Annotated in this window: 17 protein-coding genes and 2 tRNA genes; 10 read left to right on the forward strand and 9 right to left on the reverse strand. The window is 67.7% G+C overall.

The features are described 5' to 3' along the window. The first annotated feature begins 28 nt into the window (after positions 1 to 28). The gene (locus tag AUR65_RS07810) at positions 29 to 2,212 is read left to right on the forward strand and encodes a GH32 C-terminal domain-containing protein (protein ID WP_058566301.1); all 2,184 of its coding nucleotides are present in this window, start codon (positions 29 to 31) and stop codon (positions 2,210 to 2,212) included. A gap of 13 nt (positions 2,213 to 2,225) precedes the next feature. On the opposite strand, the gene AUR65_RS07815 is transcribed toward AUR65_RS07810, so the two are convergent. Then, positions 2,226 to 3,512: a glycoside hydrolase family 68 protein gene (locus AUR65_RS07815; protein WP_058566302.1), complete on the reverse strand. Its 1,287-nt coding sequence runs from the start codon at positions 3,510 to 3,512 to the stop codon at positions 2,226 to 2,228. Positions 3,513 to 3,679: 167 nt separating this feature from the next. Here AUR65_RS07815 and AUR65_RS07820 point away from each other — a divergent pair, with 167 nt between their 5' ends. From AUR65_RS07820 to AUR65_RS07830, 3 genes are all read left to right on the forward strand, one after another. Further along, positions 3,680 to 4,597: an acyltransferase gene (locus AUR65_RS07820; protein ID WP_058566303.1), complete on the forward strand. Its 918-nt coding sequence runs from the start codon at positions 3,680 to 3,682 to the stop codon at positions 4,595 to 4,597. Between the two features lie 114 nt (positions 4,598 to 4,711). Beyond that, positions 4,712 to 5,008 carry a DUF7577 domain-containing protein gene (locus tag AUR65_RS07825; RefSeq protein WP_058566304.1) on the forward strand — a complete coding sequence of 99 codons (297 nt, stop codon included), beginning with the start codon at positions 4,712 to 4,714 and terminating at the stop codon, positions 5,006 to 5,008. A 50-nt stretch (positions 5,009 to 5,058) separates the two neighbouring features. Continuing rightward, on the forward strand, positions 5,059 to 5,238 hold the full coding sequence (locus AUR65_RS07830) for a hypothetical protein (protein ID WP_004041759.1): 180 nt from the start codon (positions 5,059 to 5,061) through the stop codon (positions 5,236 to 5,238). Between the two features lie 583 nt (positions 5,239 to 5,821). Here AUR65_RS07830 and AUR65_RS07835 read toward each other — a convergent pair. After that, positions 5,822 to 5,892: transfer RNA gene (locus AUR65_RS07835), tRNA-Gly, on the reverse strand. Between the two features lie 275 nt (positions 5,893 to 6,167). Between AUR65_RS07835 and AUR65_RS07840 the strand changes: the two genes are divergently transcribed. Beyond that, complete coding sequence (locus AUR65_RS07840; RefSeq protein WP_058566305.1) at positions 6,168 to 6,998, forward strand: NAD+ synthase; 831 nt, start codon at positions 6,168 to 6,170, stop codon at positions 6,996 to 6,998. 33 nt (positions 6,999 to 7,031) lie between these two features. On the opposite strand, the gene AUR65_RS07845 is transcribed toward AUR65_RS07840, so the two are convergent. Next, a complete protein-coding gene (locus AUR65_RS07845; protein WP_058566306.1) occupies positions 7,032 to 7,727 on the reverse strand; it encodes an enoyl-CoA hydratase/isomerase family protein in 696 nt (231 codons plus the stop codon). 60 nt (positions 7,728 to 7,787) lie between these two features. Between AUR65_RS07845 and AUR65_RS07850 the strand changes: the two genes are divergently transcribed. Further along, on the forward strand, positions 7,788 to 8,465 hold the full coding sequence (locus AUR65_RS07850) for a DUF7114 family protein (protein ID WP_058566307.1): 678 nt from the start codon (positions 7,788 to 7,790) through the stop codon (positions 8,463 to 8,465). 78 nt (positions 8,466 to 8,543) lie between these two features. After that, positions 8,544 to 8,615: transfer RNA gene (locus AUR65_RS07855), tRNA-Thr, on the forward strand. A gap of 88 nt (positions 8,616 to 8,703) precedes the next feature. Here the strand turns inward: AUR65_RS07855 and AUR65_RS07860 are convergent. After that, positions 8,704 to 9,753: a pectinesterase family protein gene (locus AUR65_RS07860; protein WP_058566308.1), complete on the reverse strand. Its 1,050-nt coding sequence runs from the start codon at positions 9,751 to 9,753 to the stop codon at positions 8,704 to 8,706. A 156-nt stretch (positions 9,754 to 9,909) separates the two neighbouring features. Here AUR65_RS07860 and AUR65_RS07865 point away from each other — a divergent pair, with 156 nt between their 5' ends. Next, positions 9,910 to 11,235: an MFS transporter gene (locus tag AUR65_RS07865; protein ID WP_058566309.1), complete on the forward strand. Its 1,326-nt coding sequence runs from the start codon at positions 9,910 to 9,912 to the stop codon at positions 11,233 to 11,235. Between the two features lie 27 nt (positions 11,236 to 11,262). On the opposite strand, the gene AUR65_RS07870 is transcribed toward AUR65_RS07865, so the two are convergent. Continuing rightward, the gene (locus AUR65_RS07870; protein ID WP_058566310.1) at positions 11,263 to 11,874 is read right to left on the reverse strand and encodes a class I SAM-dependent methyltransferase; all 612 of its coding nucleotides are present in this window, start codon (positions 11,872 to 11,874) and stop codon (positions 11,263 to 11,265) included. A gap of 145 nt (positions 11,875 to 12,019) precedes the next feature. Further along, positions 12,020 to 12,631, reverse strand: coding sequence for a metal-dependent hydrolase (locus tag AUR65_RS07875; RefSeq protein ID WP_199180575.1), 612 nt, complete (start codon positions 12,629 to 12,631; stop codon positions 12,020 to 12,022). A 98-nt stretch (positions 12,632 to 12,729) separates the two neighbouring features. Here AUR65_RS07875 and AUR65_RS07880 point away from each other — a divergent pair, with 98 nt between their 5' ends. Both AUR65_RS07880 and AUR65_RS07885 read left to right on the forward strand, forming a co-directional pair. Next, positions 12,730 to 13,347 carry a hypothetical protein gene (locus AUR65_RS07880; RefSeq protein WP_058566311.1) on the forward strand — a complete coding sequence of 206 codons (618 nt, stop codon included), beginning with the start codon at positions 12,730 to 12,732 and terminating at the stop codon, positions 13,345 to 13,347. A 41-nt stretch (positions 13,348 to 13,388) separates the two neighbouring features. After that, positions 13,389 to 14,042 (forward strand): potassium channel family protein, encoded by a 654-nt coding sequence (locus tag AUR65_RS07885; protein WP_058566312.1) that lies wholly within the window; start codon positions 13,389 to 13,391, stop codon positions 14,040 to 14,042. 363 nt (positions 14,043 to 14,405) lie between these two features. Here the strand turns inward: AUR65_RS07885 and AUR65_RS07890 are convergent, their stop codons facing one another. Genes AUR65_RS07890 through AUR65_RS07900 form a run of 3 tightly spaced genes read right to left on the reverse strand, consistent with a single transcriptional unit; the run spans position 14,406 to position 17,020 of the window. Then, a complete protein-coding gene (locus AUR65_RS07890; RefSeq protein ID WP_058566313.1) occupies positions 14,406 to 15,272 on the reverse strand; it encodes an ABC transporter ATP-binding protein in 867 nt (288 codons plus the stop codon). After that, on the reverse strand, positions 15,269 to 15,967 hold the full coding sequence (locus tag AUR65_RS07895; protein ID WP_008574837.1) for an ABC transporter permease: 699 nt from the start codon (positions 15,965 to 15,967) through the stop codon (positions 15,269 to 15,271). Before AUR65_RS07895 ends, AUR65_RS07890 begins: the two co-directional genes overlap by 4 nt. A 24-nt stretch (positions 15,968 to 15,991) precedes the next feature. Then, positions 15,992 to 17,020 carry a substrate-binding domain-containing protein gene (locus AUR65_RS07900; RefSeq protein WP_058566314.1) on the reverse strand — a complete coding sequence of 343 codons (1,029 nt, stop codon included), beginning with the start codon at positions 17,018 to 17,020 and terminating at the stop codon, positions 15,992 to 15,994. Positions 17,021 to 17,060: the final 40 nt, after the last annotated feature.

The following is a 17,060-nucleotide window of genomic DNA, read 5'->3' on the forward strand; positions in this document are numbered from 1 at the left end:
TGCACGGTGATGTCGAACCACATCTGCAATGGACGTGATTCCGGTTCGAGTCGGATTTCTCTTCGCGGCCGAACTCACGGAGGAACAGCGAGTGGCGTTCGAGTGGGCCGAGTCGATAGCGAGCGTCGAAACAATCTCTCTCGACGCCGTCGCAACCGGGGAGACCGACCTTTCCGAGTTCGACGTGCTGTGGTGGCACTCTGACCGCCACGTCGACGCCGACCTGCGTGCCCTCGCGGCCGAGTGTGTGCCCGCACTAGACGCGTACCTCGGTGACGGCGGCGGACTCCTCCTGACGCTCAACGCCCTCTCGGCGGTCGACGCGCTCGGAATCGATTCCGTCGCGCCCGACGCGGTCGGGACCGAGAACTCGCCGCACCCGACCGGACTACTGACGAAGTCCATCCACGCGGACCACCCGCTTTTCGACGGGTTCGACACGCTCGGCGTCCACCTTCAACCGCCAGAAGCGCCGCGCCCATTCGCCCGGTACGAACACGTCCTCCCCGAGAACGGGCAGGTTCTCGCCAGCACGCTCCACGGCGACGACTTCCTCGTCGCGCTCAAGTCCGTCGTCGCGTGGGACCGCGGCGCGGGTGCGGGCGCGGTCTACGGTATCGGTGCCGAAGTCTCCTTTCTCACCCACCACGGCAACGACTTCGAGACGATGGGCGCGAACGAGCACCTCCTCCGCAACGCGCTCGCGGTCCTCGGCGGCCCCGCCCACCGCAGACCGTCGTTTACCGACCGCCCCGCCGACGCCGAGGGATTCGCCGCGATGCGCGAGCGACTCGGCGACGACCATCACCGCCCCCGGTACCATCTCGCCGGCCCCGCAAACTGGCTGAACGACCCGAACGGCGTCATCCAGTACGACGGGACCTACCACCTGTTCTACCAGTACAACCCCGGCGGGCCGTTCCACGGGTCGATTCACTGGGGCCACGCCACCAGCGAGGACCTTCTGCACTGGGTGGACCAACCGGTCGCGCTCGCACCTGACCAGGACGGCCCGGACCGCGACGGCTGTTGGTCCGGGTGCGCCGTCGTCGACGACGAGGGCGTGCCGACGATTATCTACACGGGCGGCCGCGACCACCACCAGCTTCCCTGTCTGGCAACGACGAGCGACCCGCTGCTCCGGTCGTGGGACAAAGCGTCCGACAACCCCGTCATCGAGTCGGCCCCGGATGACCTCGACATCCTCGGGACCGACGATTGGGCCGCGGAGTTCCGCGACCACGCCGTCTGGAAGGTCGGCGACGACTGGTACCAGCTCATCGGCTCCGCACTCGCAGGGGTCGGCGGCGTCGCGCTCCTCTACCGCTCACCGGACTTGCGGGAGTGGGAGTACGTCGGTCCGCTCCTCTCCGGTACCGAGGGTCACGGAACCGTCTGGGAGTGCCCTGAACTCCTCGACTTCGGCGACCACCAACTGCTGCACGTCTCGAACTACGAGGACGTGCGCTACTTCGTCGGTACCGCCGACCTCGACGCGCCGGAGTTCGCGGTCGAACGCGAGGGACTGCTCGACTACGGTGACTTCTACGCCCCGCAGTCCACCGTTGCCGACGACGGTCGGGCGCTCGCGTGGGGATGGGTCAAAGAGACCCGCGGCGTCCACGCGCAGTGGGACGCCGGGTGGTCTGGACTGCTCTCGCTCCCGCGCGAACTCTCGGTGAACGCCGACGGCGAGTTCCGCCAGCGACCCGCCGGGGAACTCGCCGACCTCCGCGGCCGCCACGTCGGACTCGACGGCCGCGCACTCGGTGCCGGCGAGTACGCACCGCTCGACCTCTCGGGTAACGCCTACGAACTCGCCGTCGACGTCGCGGTCGAGGGTGACGCGACGTTCGAACTCGGACTGTTCGAGTCGCCGACGTTAGCCGAGCGAACCGTCCTCCGGTACGACGGCGACCGGGTCACGGTCGACCGCGAGCAGAGCACCCGGCCCCACGACGCAGACCGCGAGCCCCGCTCGATGCCCGTCGAAGGCGACTCGGTGTCGCTTCGCGTGTTCGTCGACTGTTCGGTCGTGGAGGTGTTCGCCGACGACCAGCGCTGTCTAACGACCCGGGTCTACCCGACGCGCGCGGACGCCGACGGCGTCTCGGTCGCGCTCCGACGCGGCGAGGGCGGCGGTCGGGTCGACGTCCGCTCGCTCGACGCGTGGGAACTGGACGCGACGTTCGAGGCGCGAAAACGAGCGTGACCGCCGCGTCCGTTCAGTAGCCGCCGCGGGTGGTGTCGCCGTTTCGCTCCCACCAGGGAGTCGGAAGTTCCTCGCGCGGTAGCGGCAGGTGTCCGTGGTCGAGCGTGTCGACGAGGTCGGTCTCGTCGCCGTCGAGGGCGACCCGGACGGTCGGCGCGAGCGTGCCACCGAACCGGCGCATCTGCCCTTCGGGAGGGAGGAGTCCCACGTCGTCGAGGCTCGGCCGGTCGTAGTCGAAGTAGTTGAAGAACGACGAGACGAGCAGGTCGTCGCCGTGGTCGTAGACGAGCCACGAGTACGCCTGGAAGGGCGCGCCTTTCGGGTTCGTGAGCACCATCCCGTGGCCGTTCAGGGGTTCGTAGTCGCCCGCGAGGTCGTCGGCGACGAAGCCGTAGAGCGCGTCGTAGCCCGTCAACTCGGGCGCGAAGGTGTGGACGTGGCTGGAAACGAACAGGTAGTACGTCCCGTCGCGGACGACGAGGTGCGGGCGCTCCAGTTCCTGATTGACGCAGACGGCGTCGAGAAGCGGCGGCCGGAGTTCGAAGTCGGTCGGGTCGCCGGTCGGCGAGTGGGCGATACCGACGCTGCCGTTGAACTCCTCCCAGACGGGGTCGTCGCACTCGCCGGCCCCCTCGGGGACGGGCGTGTTCGCCTCGAAGAGGAGGTACGTCTCGCCCGACACGGGGTCCTCGAAGAACCACGGGTCGCGGAAGGTGTATATCATCCCGCGCGACTGGTCCTCGCGCTCGTACCAGTCGCCGTCCGGCGTGAGGATGATTCGGTGGTCCCACGACCCTTCGATGCTGAACCCGGCGTCGTCAGTACGGACGGTACCACCCGTCGCCAGTGCGATACGTTGGGTGTAGGTTAGTTCCTCAGCGCCGTCCTCGCCCGCGGCGGTGTAGTAGAGATAGACGTCGCCGCCGTCTCCGTCAGGGTCGTACATCGCCGACCCGGCCCACTGCCGCTGACCGAACGCGCCGCCGTCGAAGACGACGCCGCCGGTGGTCCACTCCTCGCCGTCTCGGGAGTAGAAGTAGCGAATCGTCGCCACGTCGTGGCGCTTGCCCGGGAGGAGGTCCGACGACGACGTCAGCGAGAAGACGACGCGGTAGCCGTCGATTTCGGCGACGGAGCCGTCGCGGTTCCGGAGGAACCACGTATCCCAGATGTGCAGGTCTTCGTCCAGTCGTTCCTCGGGGGGGTAGATGACCGGCGCGACGTTCGAATCGTCGCGGCGGAGACGTTCGGCGTGCGCACGCGTCCACGCCGGCGTGTTACCTTCGAATTGTTCACTCATATTCTAGTTAACTTTGCCGTGGAGTATAGGTGTCACCCTTCGCGTGGTTTTTCGATCCGTTTCGACCCACTCCGAAGTTCGGAACCAGCCAGTATTGCCCGGAGGAGGCCTGACGCGGGGTTCGCACAACCGAATCCATTTGAATCTCGACGGCTTACGACGGTGCAATGACAAAGGTCCACGTTTCGCTTCCGGAGGACGCCGAGGACGGCCTGCGGGCGTTCATCGACGAGGTCGACGGTCGGCTCGCCTCGGACGAAGACACCTGCACGGTCGTTCGGGACACCCTCATCGACCTGTTCGGCGACCGCGAGGCGTGGGAGCGCTGGCAGAACGGCAAGCCCGTCTCGCCCGCCACCCGGGTCCGACTGCAGGGGTACGACCCCTGTAACGCGACGCTCGAAGCCGAGTACTACGCCGAGAAAGACGAGGAGAAGTTCAAGCGCTCGAAGCATCTCCAGTGGCTCTGGCGGCAGTTCGACGCGACGCCGATGGCCGACAACGTCGCCTTCGCCCTCCGGTTCCGACAGATGCTGGCCAACCACCTCTTCGAGGAGGCGGGCGACAACCTCCGCATCTTCAAGGGCGTCACCTTCTCGTACGGCCACAACATCTCCGTCGGCGACAACACGGTCATCCACGACGACGTACACCTCGACGACCGCGGGAAACTCACTATCGGCGACCGCGTCTCCATCTCCGACAGCGCCCACATCTACAGCCACTCCCACGACACCGTCGACCAGACCGAGGTCAGAAACTACCACACGACCATCGGCGACGACGCGCGCGTCACCTACGACGCGATGGTGAACGCCGGCGTCTCGGTCGGCGAGAACGCCATCGTCGGGGCTCGGTCGGTCGTGCAGGGCGACGTGCCCGCCCACCACATCGCGGTCGGTTCCCCCGCGAAGAGCGTGAAAGTAAAGCCCGGCTTCGAGGAGGTCGCCGAACCGCTCGACGCCGGCGGCGAGCGCCGCGCCGACGAGCGCGAGATTCCCTACGAACTCCCCGACGACATCGAGGCCTTCGACGAGTTCGACCGCGACCTCGACGGACCGGTGGCCTCCCACCGGCGCGAGTAACCCCTTTCGACGCGAAGCCGCCGTGGCGGCATCGCCCGCGACCACCGCCGAGAGCGTCAGCAGACCCGTTCGACCGAAGAACCGATATAGCATGCTAACGTAAGTCAATGTGTGATGGACGTCTGGGGTTGGATCGTCGTCTACGCCCTCGGGTTGACCCTGCTCCAGCTCCTGGTCTATCGGTACCTCGTCAACGGCGGTGAGCCGACGATGGGTGAGGGGTCCGGTCGGGACTCCGCCCGGACGGACCGCTACGCCCACCCCGAAATCGCGGCGTCGTTCGACGACGGCTCGCAGGCCGGCGTGCAGACGACGCCGACGGGCGAGCGCATCTGCCCGAACTGTGGAGTCGAAAACGAGGCCGATACCACCTTCGACCTCTGCTGGAACTGCACCCGGCGGCTCCGGTGACGACTCGCGGCCGAGCCCGTTTTACCAGCCCTCGACTAACTACGCGTATCATGGCCGACGACGACGAACTCCACGGCGAAATCGACGCGCTGGCCCGCGACATCGAGCGGGCGATTCTCGAATTCGACTCGGCCCTCGAACGCCACGCGATGATTCGGCAGACCGCCCGCGAGCCGGTGTTCCGCTCGGAGTCCCCGGAGTTCGACGACGTACAGAACCTGTTTTTCTGAGTCGGCGAGGCGGACTCTCCTTCGAAGACGGGATTTTGTGCGTCGACCGGGAGTGCCGCGAGTGAAACGAGCGGCACGTTGGCGAGATAGTTTCTCGCCAGAACTGAGCAAACCGACTGTTTGCGAAGGTCGGTCGGTAAACGACCGTAGGGAGTACCGTGAGTGAAACGAACGGTACGTCGGTGAGATAGCGTCTCACCGGAAGCGAGCCGACCGGGAATTGAACCTCACTCGCAACGCTCCGCGTTGCTCGCTGCTTCAATTCCCTCGGGTCGCATACACACTCGACAGGGACGAGCAACACGCTTCGCGGTTGCTCGTCGGTTGTCTCGGTAGAAATGCGCCGACCGGGAATTGAACCTGAGCCAGACGTTCCTCCTCGCGTTGCTCGTCGGCTGCGACTGGCCGGGTTCAGATTCCCTGCGCATTTCGTCTCACTACGTTCGACAGAAATGCGCCGACCGGGAATTGAACCTCACTCGCAACGCTCCGCGTTGCTCGCTGCTTCAATTCCCTCGGGTCGCATCTTTTCACTCCATGGACTCGGAGCCTCTCGGCTCCTCGTCTGGTTCCGTTCAGAAGATGCGCCGACCGGGAATTGAACCCGGGCTCCGAGCTTGGGAAGCTCGTGTCCTACCACTGGACCATCGGCGCGCTGTGCTCTGCTTGCGCCCCTGACTCGACCTCGCTCCGCTCGGTCGACCATCGGCGCTCACATTCGTTCGCCCCGTGGCTGACTTCACTTCGTTCAGTCACCCATCGGCGCGCTGTGCTCCGCTTCGAACCGCCTTCCGAAGCAAAAATTCGTAGACTGCGGGGGCACTTGAACGTAGCGCTTCACCCCATCACAGGCCCGCGAAAACTGGACGGCCGTCCATTGTTTTCGCGTGACACGTGACTATTTGGGCCCCCGGTTCCAACCGGGGCCCATGACATCCGTCGACGTTCTCTCGGAGGACGCCCCGTTCGACCTCCTGTTCTCCGACGAGGAACTCGAAGCACACCGCGAACACATCACGACCTTCATCGAAGACACCGTCGAGGCCGCCGGTGCCGACGGGGCCGTCCTCGGCCTGTCCGGGGGTATCGACTCGACGCTCACCGCCTTCCTCGCCGTCGAGGCGCTCGGGAAAGAGAACCTCCACGGCCTCGTCATGCCGAGCGTGGCGAACGCCGAAGACATGATGAGCGACGCCGAGGGCGTCGCCGAAATGCTGGGAATCGAGTACGACGTGGTCGAGATTCAGCCCATCGCGGAGACGTTCTTCGACACGTTCCCCGAGGCGGCCGACGACCGCATGGCCGCCGGAAACGTCTACGTCCGCACGCGGGCGGTGCTCAACTACTTCGTCGCCAACCACGAGAACCGCATCGTGCTCGGGACGGGCAACCGCGCCGAGGCGATGACCGGCTACTTCACGAAGTACGGCGACCAGGCGGTCGACTGCAACCCCATCGGGAACCTCTACAAACAGCAGGTCCGCCAACTGGCCGCCCACGTCGGCGTCCCGGAGGAACTCGTGTTGCAGACGCCCTCTGCCGAGATGTGGTCCGGTCAGACCGACGAGGGCGAACTCGGCCTCACCTACGACGCGCTCGACGCGATTCTCGCGCTCCACGTGGACGGCCCGCTCTCGAAGTCCGCGACGGTCCGCCACCTCGGCGTGACCGAAGAGCAGGTCGACCGCGTGGTCAGCCTCGTCGAGGGCAGCGCCCACAAGCGGTCGATGCCCCCCGCGCCGTCGGCGCTCGACGTGTAGGCCGCCGCGGGCCCGCAGTCCCGCCCGCAGAATTCACTTTTCGCGCGACGCCGCGATGTCGTCGACGTTCGCCCGATGAAGCTCCGCGAAGCCGGCGGCTTCCCGTTCGAGTCGCGCCTCCCGGCCGTCGCGGTCGCGCAGTCGCTCCTTGATGATTCGGAGCGACCGGTGATCGTTGTCGGCCATCGAGCCCGCGACCTCGCGCGGGTCGTCGACGATTCGGGAGACGAGACCCATCCGAAGGGCTTCGTCGGCGTCGACGACGCGCCCCGAAAGCGAGAATTCGAGGGCGTGGCCCTCGCCGACGACGCGCGGGAGGCGGACTGTCCCGCCCCACGCGCCGAACAGGCCGAGTCGGACGCCCGGTTCGCCGAGGGTCGCCCGCGGGGTGGCCACCCGCACGTCGCAGGCGAGCGCGAGTTCGACGCCGCCGCCGCGGGCCGCCCCGTCGATGCCGGCGACCACGACCGATTCGGCGGTTTCGATGGCGTCGGCGACGCGTTGGCCGTGTTTTGCGAACGCTTCCGGGTCGTCGAGGTCGGCGACGCTGTCGAGGTCCGCGCCGGCGCAGAACGCCGGGCCGTTCCCTCGGAGGAGGACGACCGGCGCGTCGGCCTCGACGACAGCGGCTTCGAGGGCGTCGAGGTCGGTCGGTCTGAGGGCGTTCCGTCGCGCCGGGCGGTCGATGGTCACGACCCGGAGGTCGCCGTCGTCCGTCGTCCGTATCATACGCCCGTTGTGCCGTGGTTTTCCAAAGGTCTTTGCCCTCCCAACCGTAAGTCTCGGCCGATGGACGACGCCGTGCGAGCCCGCGAGGCCGCGCGCGAGGCCCTCTCCGACATCGAGCCCGAGGCCCTCCGCGCGGCGCTGGACGAACGCCTCGACGCCGCCTCCTTGACGCCGGCAGTGCTCACGTTCGTGAGCGCGCGGGCCGTCGAACCGAAGGTCGACCTGAACGGGCTGGCCTCCCGCGCGGCCGGAGTGCAACTCATCTACGAGGGCCTCCGGCTCACCCGGTCGCTCGCCCACGACGAGCCGTGGTCGCATCTCGACACCCCCGAGGAGGACACCGACGCCGACCTCGACATCCTCGCGGCGGACGTGCTCGTCTCGCGCGGCTTCTATCTCCTCGCCCGGACCGAGGCCGCCGACCACGCCGTCGAGACGGTCCGCGCCTTCGGCCGCGACCAGACCCGTCGCCGCTCGGTCGCCGAGTCGGAGCGCCCCGACCTTGACGGCGAACTCGAAGTGAACATCTGCACGCTCGCCGTCGTCGCTGGCACCACGGCCGTCGGCTCGGCCCCGCCGACCGCGCTCGTGGAGTACGCCGCCGGACTGGCGGACACCCACGACGGCGACTTCCCCCCGGCCGACGAGACCGTCTCCGAGGGCACTGTCGAGCGCATCGCGGCCCTCTACCGAGGCGGTGGTGGCGACGACGCGGTCACCTCCGCGGCGGACCGCTAATCGACATACGCTACCACGGTTCCGGGTCGGTTCGAATCGAAACCCCTAAAGAGTAACCCGGACAACCAAGGAATGCCTGCCTGGGTAGCTTAGCGGTAAAGCGCGTCCTTGGTAAGGACGAGACCCCGGGTTCAAATCCCGGCCTAGGCTCTTCTCGAAATTCAACTGTCGAGAGAGGCGTCTCGTCGCCGAGCGGTTGCTGGATTCCGGTCGAAACTGACCCGCCCCGCTCGCACGCTCATTCCTCCCAGTCCCACCACTCCCCACGACTCTCAGAACCCAACACGTTCGCCTTCGAATACCGCTCAGCCTCGTCCTCGGCCAACACCGTCGTCCACGAAACCCGCTCGCTTTCCGCACCCGGTCCTCGACTGTCGTACTCCGCGTATTCGACCGTCTGCTCGGCTTCCGGGCGCGACCAGTTGTGCCACCCGTCGGGGAGGACGTGCGAGTCCATCCGCGTGCGAATAAACGCGGTTCGGGCGTGATTCCGCCACGGGCGGCCCAGATACACCTCGGACACGTCAGAGTCGGCGGTCAGTTCGCAGTCGAGAAAGACGAATCCGAAGGGCTCGTTCTCCGGCGTGGAGGCCGCCGTCACGTACGAGTCGGCTTTCGAGTGGACGCGGCAGTCCTCGAAGACGGCGGTCGCACCGCCGAAGACGAAGTCGGTCGTCCCCTCGACGTAGCACTCGGAGAAGTACTGGCGCGCACCTTCGCCGGCGGTGTAGACGGTGTCTTGGTGGCCGAGGAAGCGACAGTTCTCGAAGACGGCGCGGTCGGCGTCGACGTGGAGCGAAACGGCCTGTCCGACCGGGCCGGCGCTGTTCTCGACGGTCAGGTCGCGGGCGCGGAAGTCGTTGCCGCGGACCTTCAGCGTGTAAGTGAAGAAGGTGCTGTTGCGCCCGCGGTCGATTTTCTCGAAGTGGTCGTCGTGGGTGATGACCGTCTCCTCAGCGCTCTCGCCGACGAGGGTGATGTCGGGGTTCCACGCGTGGACTTCGACTTTCTCGTCGTACACGCCCGCTCGGACGAGGATTCGGATTCGGTCCGGCGGGAACGACTTCGCGCCGTCGATGGCGGCCTGAATCGTCTCGTAGTCGCCGCTGCCGTCCTTGGCGACGACGTAGTCGTAGTCGCCGGAGTCGTCGGAACCGCGGGCATTCTCCGGGTCGTCAGACTCGTCAGCGTCGTCGCCGTCGTCAGCGTCCCCGAGAGTTCCGACCGCCCCGGCGGCGACGCCGAGACAGCCGACCGCAACTGCGAGAGACGTGAGTAATGCGAGCATGGGTCGTACCTCCCTCCCCGACGCTATACGCTTGGGGGATACCGGTGGAACTCACGGCGGCGCGGGGTGCGGTTTCACCACGTCACCTCGAATTCGCGCCACACCGTCACGAACGACCACGATAAACATTTACACGCACGCGGTGTCGCCTGAGCCATGTCACGGTTCTCGATTCGGACCGCCCCGACTCGTCTCCGGTGGGCGCTCTGGGCGCTCTTGGCGACGGGCTTTCTCCTCGTCAGTTTCCACCGCGTGACCTCGGCGGTTCTCGCCGACGACCTCGCGCGGGCGTTCGACACGACCGGCGCGGAACTCGGCATGCTCCACGCCTCCTTTTTCTACATCTACGCCGGCCTGCAGTTGCCGGCGGGCATCCTCGTAGACCGCGCGGGGTCGCGCCGGGTCGCCGCCGGCGGCCTGGCCGTGATGGCGTTCGGCGTCTTCGGCTTCGCGCTCGCGCCGACCTACGGGGTGGCGTTCGCCTCGCGGGCGCTCCTCGGCCTCGGCGGGAGCGTCCTCTACACGGCGACGCTCCGGTTCCTCGCCAACTGGTACCGACCGGACGAGTTCGCCACGATGACCGGGTGGACCGTCGCCGCGGCGGGGATGGGCGGCGTGCTCGCGACGACGCCGCTCGCGGTCGCAATCGACGCGGTCGGCTGGCGGTCTGTCCTCCTCGCGGTCGGCGTCGGCGGCGTCGGCCTCGCGGTCGTGACGTTCTTCGCCGTCCGCGATCGGCCGCGGGACGCCGGGTTCGACCCCCTCGACGGCGTCCGTCCGCCCGCCTCGTCGGTCGAACTCGCGACGGTCGTCGAGAACACGAGACGCGTCCTCCGCGAGGGCGAGACGTGGCTGATGGGGACGATGCTGTTTCTCGTCTTGGGCACGAACTTCACCGTCACCGGCCTGTGGGGCGTGCCCTACATCGCCGACCTCTACGACGTGTCGGTCCGCACGGCCTCGCTTTTCGTCTTCGTCGGCAACGTCGGCTTCCTCCTCGGGTCGCCCGTGCTCGGGACGCTCTCGGACCGCATCGGCTACCGCACCGAACTCATCGTCGCCTCCTGTGTCGTCTTCACCCTCGCGTACGGGCTCGTCTTCCTCCTCGTGACGCCGCCGCTGTTGCTCGTCGGCGTCCTGCTGTTCTCGGCGCTGTTCGTCATGGGCGGGGCCGTCATCGCGTTCACGGTCGCCAAGGAGCGCCACGACGCCACCGCGAGCGCGACCGTCTCGGGCGCGATAAACAGCATGGGTTACTTCGGCGCGGCGCTGTTCCCGGCGGTGATGGGCCTCGCTCTCGACGCCTACTGGACGGGCGAGACGGTGGCCGGCGCTCGGGTCTACACGCCGACCGGCTACCGCGTCGCGTTCGGCATCGCCACCGCCGCGGGGGTCGTCGCGGTGTGCTGTGCGTACCTGCTCCACCGGCGGGAGTCCCGGACCGACGCGGCTCCATCGGCGACCGCGGAGCCGACCGACTGAGCCGCTCGCTCCCAGTGAGATGTCGTTTCAGCCCTCGTACTGCGCCAGCACGAACGGGTACTGGCTCCCCAACTCGTCGTCCACGACGAACTCGGATTCGACCGCGAACCCGACCGAATCGAGCGTCTCGTAGGTCTCTTCGATGTCGGGGAAGCTCCACCGCATCTCGACGCCGCTGTCGAGCCAGTCTGGGTTCGACCCGGTCCACGCCTCGCCGCCGACGGTCGAAAGCAGGGTGCCGCCGGGCCGGAGGACGCGGGCGAACTCCGCGAACACCTGTTCGTGTTCCGCTACCGGGACGTGGATGACGGAGTAGAAGGCGCAGACGGCGTCGAAGGCGGCCGACCGGACCGGAAGCGCCGTCATATCACCCTGTGCGAACTCTGCCGCCGGCACGTCTCGGTGGGCGAGGCGCAGTTGCTCGCGGGAGAAGTCGACGCCGACCACGTCGAAGTCGGCCGTGAGGGCGTCTGTCACGGGCGTTCCCTGCCCGCAGCCGGCGTCGAGGACCCGCGCGCCCGGGTCGAGGGCGTCGGCGAGTTCGCCGAGCACCGCGGGCGCGTCGTCGCTCCGCTGGTCGCGGTAGTCGTCGGCGAGGCTATCGTACGCGTCTCTGACGGCGCGTCGTTGGTCTGTCATTCTGGCACTCGGGTGAGTTCGACCGCGCAGTCGCCCGATAAGTGTCTTGTCCCGGTCGACCCGCTCGCGGGCTGTCGGTTAGAAACGGAAGCGACGCTGAACACGGAGAATCGGCGGTCGAGACGCCTCGAAAACGGGGAGCCGCTTACCGGAGGTCGCGGACGAACCGCTCCGGTACGTAGTCGACGACGTGGTCGGGTATCGCCGCGACGGCGGTCTCCGCGACGGCGACCATCGGTTTCCGGAGCAGGACGTAGACGCCGGAGACGGCGACTGCGGCGATGACGAGCGTCTCCGCGAGGCCGTCGAAGGCGAGGACCGGCGGGACGGCAAAGGCGAGCGTCAGCGCGAGGTCCTCGGGCGCGCCGTCGTAGCGAATCAGGCGCTTCGGGGCGAGCCACCGGCCGTTCCAGTGGTCGTAGACGGCGCGCTCGGAGGTGCCGAGCCACGGCTTGAGTTCGAGGCCGCCGCCGAGCACGTCGGACGCGGAGTGGAGCGCGGCCGCCGCGAGGAACAGCGCGACGGCGAGCGTCGTGGTCGTCGGGTTCAGCGCGGCGACCGCTACTGCGGGCACGGCGAGCGCGCTGAAGTACACGGGGAAGTGGAGGGTCTTCCGGTGGCCCGCGTACAGGTCGAAGTCGGGGAACAGGCCGCCGAGTGCGGCCGCGAGTACCGGGAGCATCCCGGCCTCGGGGACCAGCGCCCACACGGCGGTGCCGAGGACGACACCCGCGAGGGCGTGAGTGGTGGCCATCATCGATGGGGCGTATGCAATCTGGAGGAAAAACGATGTCGGTGGTCGTGCTAGCTAGTACCACGGTCGAATTTAGGCCGTTCAGGCCGTAGCACACCGCAATGATACCCCGTCGAATCGAGCGGGTCGCGGGACGGGCGATTCAGGTCGTCATCTTGTGTATCTTCCTCATCGGTCTCTACACGCGGAACCTGAGCGTCGTCGTCAACGCGGTGCTCGCGCTGGGCGCGACGTTCCTCCCCGCGGTGCTCCGCCGCGACTGGCAGATTCGGCTCCACCCGCTTCTCGGTCTCTGGTTGGCGCTGGCGGTGTTGCTCCACGCTATCGGCATGCTCGGCCCGTACCACTACATCGACTGGTGGGACCACGTCACCCACACGCTCTCGGCGTCCGTGGTCGCGGCGGTCGGCTACGTCACCGCGCGGGCCGTCGACGAGTACACGGAAGCCGTCTACCTCCCCGACCGCTTCATGTTCGTCTACATCCTGCTTTTCACGCTCGCGGCCGGCGTGTTCTGGGAGGTGTTAGAGTTCGGTGCGCGCCTCGCCGCCGAAGCCGTCGGTTCGGAGGCCATCCTCGTCCAGTACGGACTCGCCGACACCATCGTCGACCTCGTCTTCGACACCGTCGGCGCGGTGCTCGTCGCCCTCTTCGGGACGCCGCCGCTCGCGGACACCATCGACTCGGTCATCGAGCGTCTCGAACGGACCCGACCCTGACGGGGGCCATCTTTTAGCCACCCGGTGTGCATACTACTACCATGAATTTCGTTATCGTTGGGTACGGTCGCGTGGGTTCACGCACCGCCCGAGTGCTCCGCGAAGAGGGCCACGACGTGACGGTCGTCGACAACAGCGACAAGAAAGTCGACCGCGCCCGCGACGAGGGGTTCGAGGCCGTCCTCGGGGACGGCGGGACCGAGAGCGTCCTCCAGGAGGCCGGAATCGAGCGCGCCGACGCGGTCGGCGGACTCACCGGCGACCCGAACATCAACTTCGCGGCCTGCATGCTCGGCAAGGAGTACGACTGCCGGACGGTCATGCGAATCAGCGAGGACTACCGCCAGGAGATTTACGAGCGCTACGCCGACGACGTGGACGAGATTATCTACCCCGAACGCCTCGGCGCGGCCGGCGCGAAGACGGCCCTCCTCGGCGGCGACTTCAACGCCATCGGCGACCTGACCGACCAACTTCGACTGACGACGGTAACCGTCCCCGACGACGCTCCCGTCGTCGGCGAACACGTCGCCAACATCGACCTCGGCGCGGACGGCCGCGTCTACGCCCACGGCCGGGAGCGCGAGCCCATGACGATTCCGCTTCCGGGGACGGTCGTCGAGCCCGGCGACCAGCTCGCGCTCCTCACGGAGCGCAACGCGCTGGAGCGAGTCCGGTCGAAACTGCTCGGCTGACTCCCGACCCCGAACCGACGCTCTTCTCTTCGCGCTGCCGCTCGTGCCGGTGTCACTTGTGCGGTGTCACTTGTGTCGACGCCTGTCGCCGTCGAGACGGCTCTCTGCGGTTGTAGTCTGCCTCGGAAAACAGCGCCGTGGTGGCGGCGCCGCGTTGTCGTACCGGGGGAACCAGAACGACGATGGTGGTGGTGGTTTTCGTGCCGGGCGCGCCGGTGGGAGGATGGGAACTGAGGCCGAGTGCGCGCCCTATCATCGGGTACGTATGGGGAACCTTAAATCTGCGTCAGACGGGGGTCACACGCCATCTATGCGCAATATCTGCTGTTATACCGCCGGTAAAACCACCCCGGTTCCCCGCGCTCAGTAGACGAGTTTCCCCTCGACGAACTGGCGGACTCGGTCGTCGTCCGGTGACTCGAACACCTCGTCGGTCGGCCCCGATTCGATGCACGTCCCGCCGAGGATGACGGCCGTCCGGTCTGACACCCGCCGGGCCTGCTGCATGTCGTGGGTGGCGAGCGCGACGGCGATGCCGCGGTCCCGCGCCGCCCGCATCGCCGACTCGATGGCGGCGGTGTTCCGCGGGTCGAGGTTCGAAGTCGGCTCGTCCAGCAGCAACACGTCGGGGTCGGGCGCGAGCGCCCGAGCGATGGCGACGCGCTGGGCCTCGCCCGCCGACAGCGAGCCGGCGTCGCGGCCGACCTTGTCGAACATCCCGACGGTCCGAAGCGCGTCCTCGACCGTCTCAGACGGCTCTTCGCGGCCGAACAGCCCTTCGACCGCGTCGCGGACGCGAGCCGACCACGACCGGCGGACTCGGAGCCCGTAGGAGACGTTCTCCTCGACCGTCGTCGAAAACAGGCTCCGCGTCTGGAACGCCATCCCGACCCGGCGTCTGACCGCCAGCCGGCGGGCCTCGGGGAGGCCCCACACGTCGTCGCCGCCGACCTCGACCGTCCCCTCGTCGGGACGCTCGAACATGGCGAGCAGTCGGAAGAGCGTCGTCTTCCCCGTCCCCGAGGGGCCGACGACGGCGAGAATCTCGCCCGGTTCGACGGCGAGCGAGATGTCTTCCAGCACCGTGCCGTCGCCGAAGCCGTGGCCGAGGCCGCGGGCCGCGAGTCGGGTCTTGCTCCGCCGCGCACCGTTCGACGCCGGGTCGGGTGCGGTGGTCTCGTCGGGTTCTCCGGAATCGGGTTCATCGGCTCCCGGTCTCTCGGTCGTCATCGTCCCCTCCCGTTCCGTCCGGGGGTCCGGTCGCGGAAGCGCGCGCCGAGGGCGTTCACGCCGAGGACGAGCGCGAGCAGGATGGCGCCGAGGGCGATGCCCGTCTCGATGTTCCCCTTCCGCGCCTCGACGGTGATGGCCGTCGTGAGCGTCCGGGTGAACGACGTGCTGTCCGAGAAGACGATGTTGCCGCCGACGATGAGCACGGAGCCGACCTCGCTGATGGCGCGGCCGTAGGCGGCCAAGAGCGCCGTGACGATGCCGTAGCGCGCCTCGCGGACGACCAACAGGGCGACGTCGGTCGAGGTGCCGCCGGCGGCGAACGCGGCGTCTCTGAGGTCCTGCGGGACCGACTGGACCGCCGAAAGCGAGACGCTCACGAGGACGGGGAGCGCGAGGATGGTCTGCGAGAGAATCATCGCCTCGGGGGTGAACAGCAGTTCGAACGTCCCGAGCGGCCCCGAGCGAGACAGCGCCAAGAGGACGACGAGCCCCACGACGACGCTCGGAAAGCCCATCCCCGTCGAGATGACGGAGGTGACGACCGACTTCCCGTAGAAGTCGCGGAACCCGACCGCCAGCGAGATTGGCAGGCCGAGCGCGGCGCTCAGCGCGACCGCCGCGGTACTCACGTACAGCGAGACGGCCGTGATGCTGACGAGGTAGGTGAGGTTCAGGTCGCCGAGGGCGAACACGGGCGGTGGTGGGGTCCGGTCGGACTAAAAGTCCTGGGGGACGTGCTGTGCCACCCACGACTCGAACTGCGCGTCGGAGACCGACGCCGACGACGAGGCGTTCTCCCCGCCGTCGTAGTTCTCGGGGACGTACTGGCCGAACTGCGGGTCCTCCGAGAGCGCGTTGGGGAAGAACAACTGCGACCCGTTCGCCGTGTAGTTGCTGATTATCTCCTGTCCCTCGGGGCTCGTGAGGAAGCCGGCGTAGGCCATCGCCAGCGAGTAGTTCACGTCGGGGTACATCGCGGGGTTGACCGGGATGACGCCGTAGGGGTTCTTCAGGATGGTCGGGCCGCCCTTGAGCGGGCCCTGCACCTGGATTTCGAGGTCGATGTTGTCCTGCGTCGCGAGGAACGTCCCGCGGTCGGCGAGCGTGTACGCGCCCGACTGGTCGGCCTGCACGAGCGTGTCGCCCATGCCCTTACCGATTTCGCGGTACCACGTCCCCGACGGCTCGACGTCGGCGGCCTCCCAGATGAGCAGTTCCTTCTTGTTCGTCCCCGAGTCGTCGCCGCGGGAGACGAACGTCGCCTCGGCGTCCGCGATGGTCGCGAACGCGTCGGCCGCGCTCTCCATCCCCGAGATGCCCGCGGGGTCGTCCGCCGGCCCGACGACGACGAAGTCGTTGAACATCACGTCGCGGCGGTTGACGCCGTACCCTTCCTGCAGGAACTCGTCTTCCGCGCCGCGAGCGTGGACGAGAATCACGTCCGCGTCGCCGTTTCGCGCCGTCTCGATTGCCGCGCCGGTCCCCTGTGAGATGGTTTTCACCCGAGCGTTGAACTTCTCCTCGAACACCGGGTTCAGGGCGTCGAGCAGTCCCGTGTCGTACGTGCTCGTCGTCGTCGCCAGCGTCAGTTCCTGGGTCGCGCCGCTCGCGCTTTGGCTCCCCTCGGAGCCCCCCGCGGTCTCGTTGTTCGCCTGCGGGGGATTCGCGTCCCCCGTGCATCCGCTCAGTCCGAGAATCGCACCGACACCGGCAGCCTGTAAGAAGCGCCGTCGCTCTATCGCCATGCATTGTGGTTCGGCGAACGCGGATTAACTGTTTCCCACG

The organism is Haloferax marisrubri (genome assembly GCF_001469875.2).
Classification (GTDB): Archaea; Halobacteriota; Halobacteria; order Halobacteriales; family Haloferacaceae; genus Haloferax; species Haloferax marisrubri.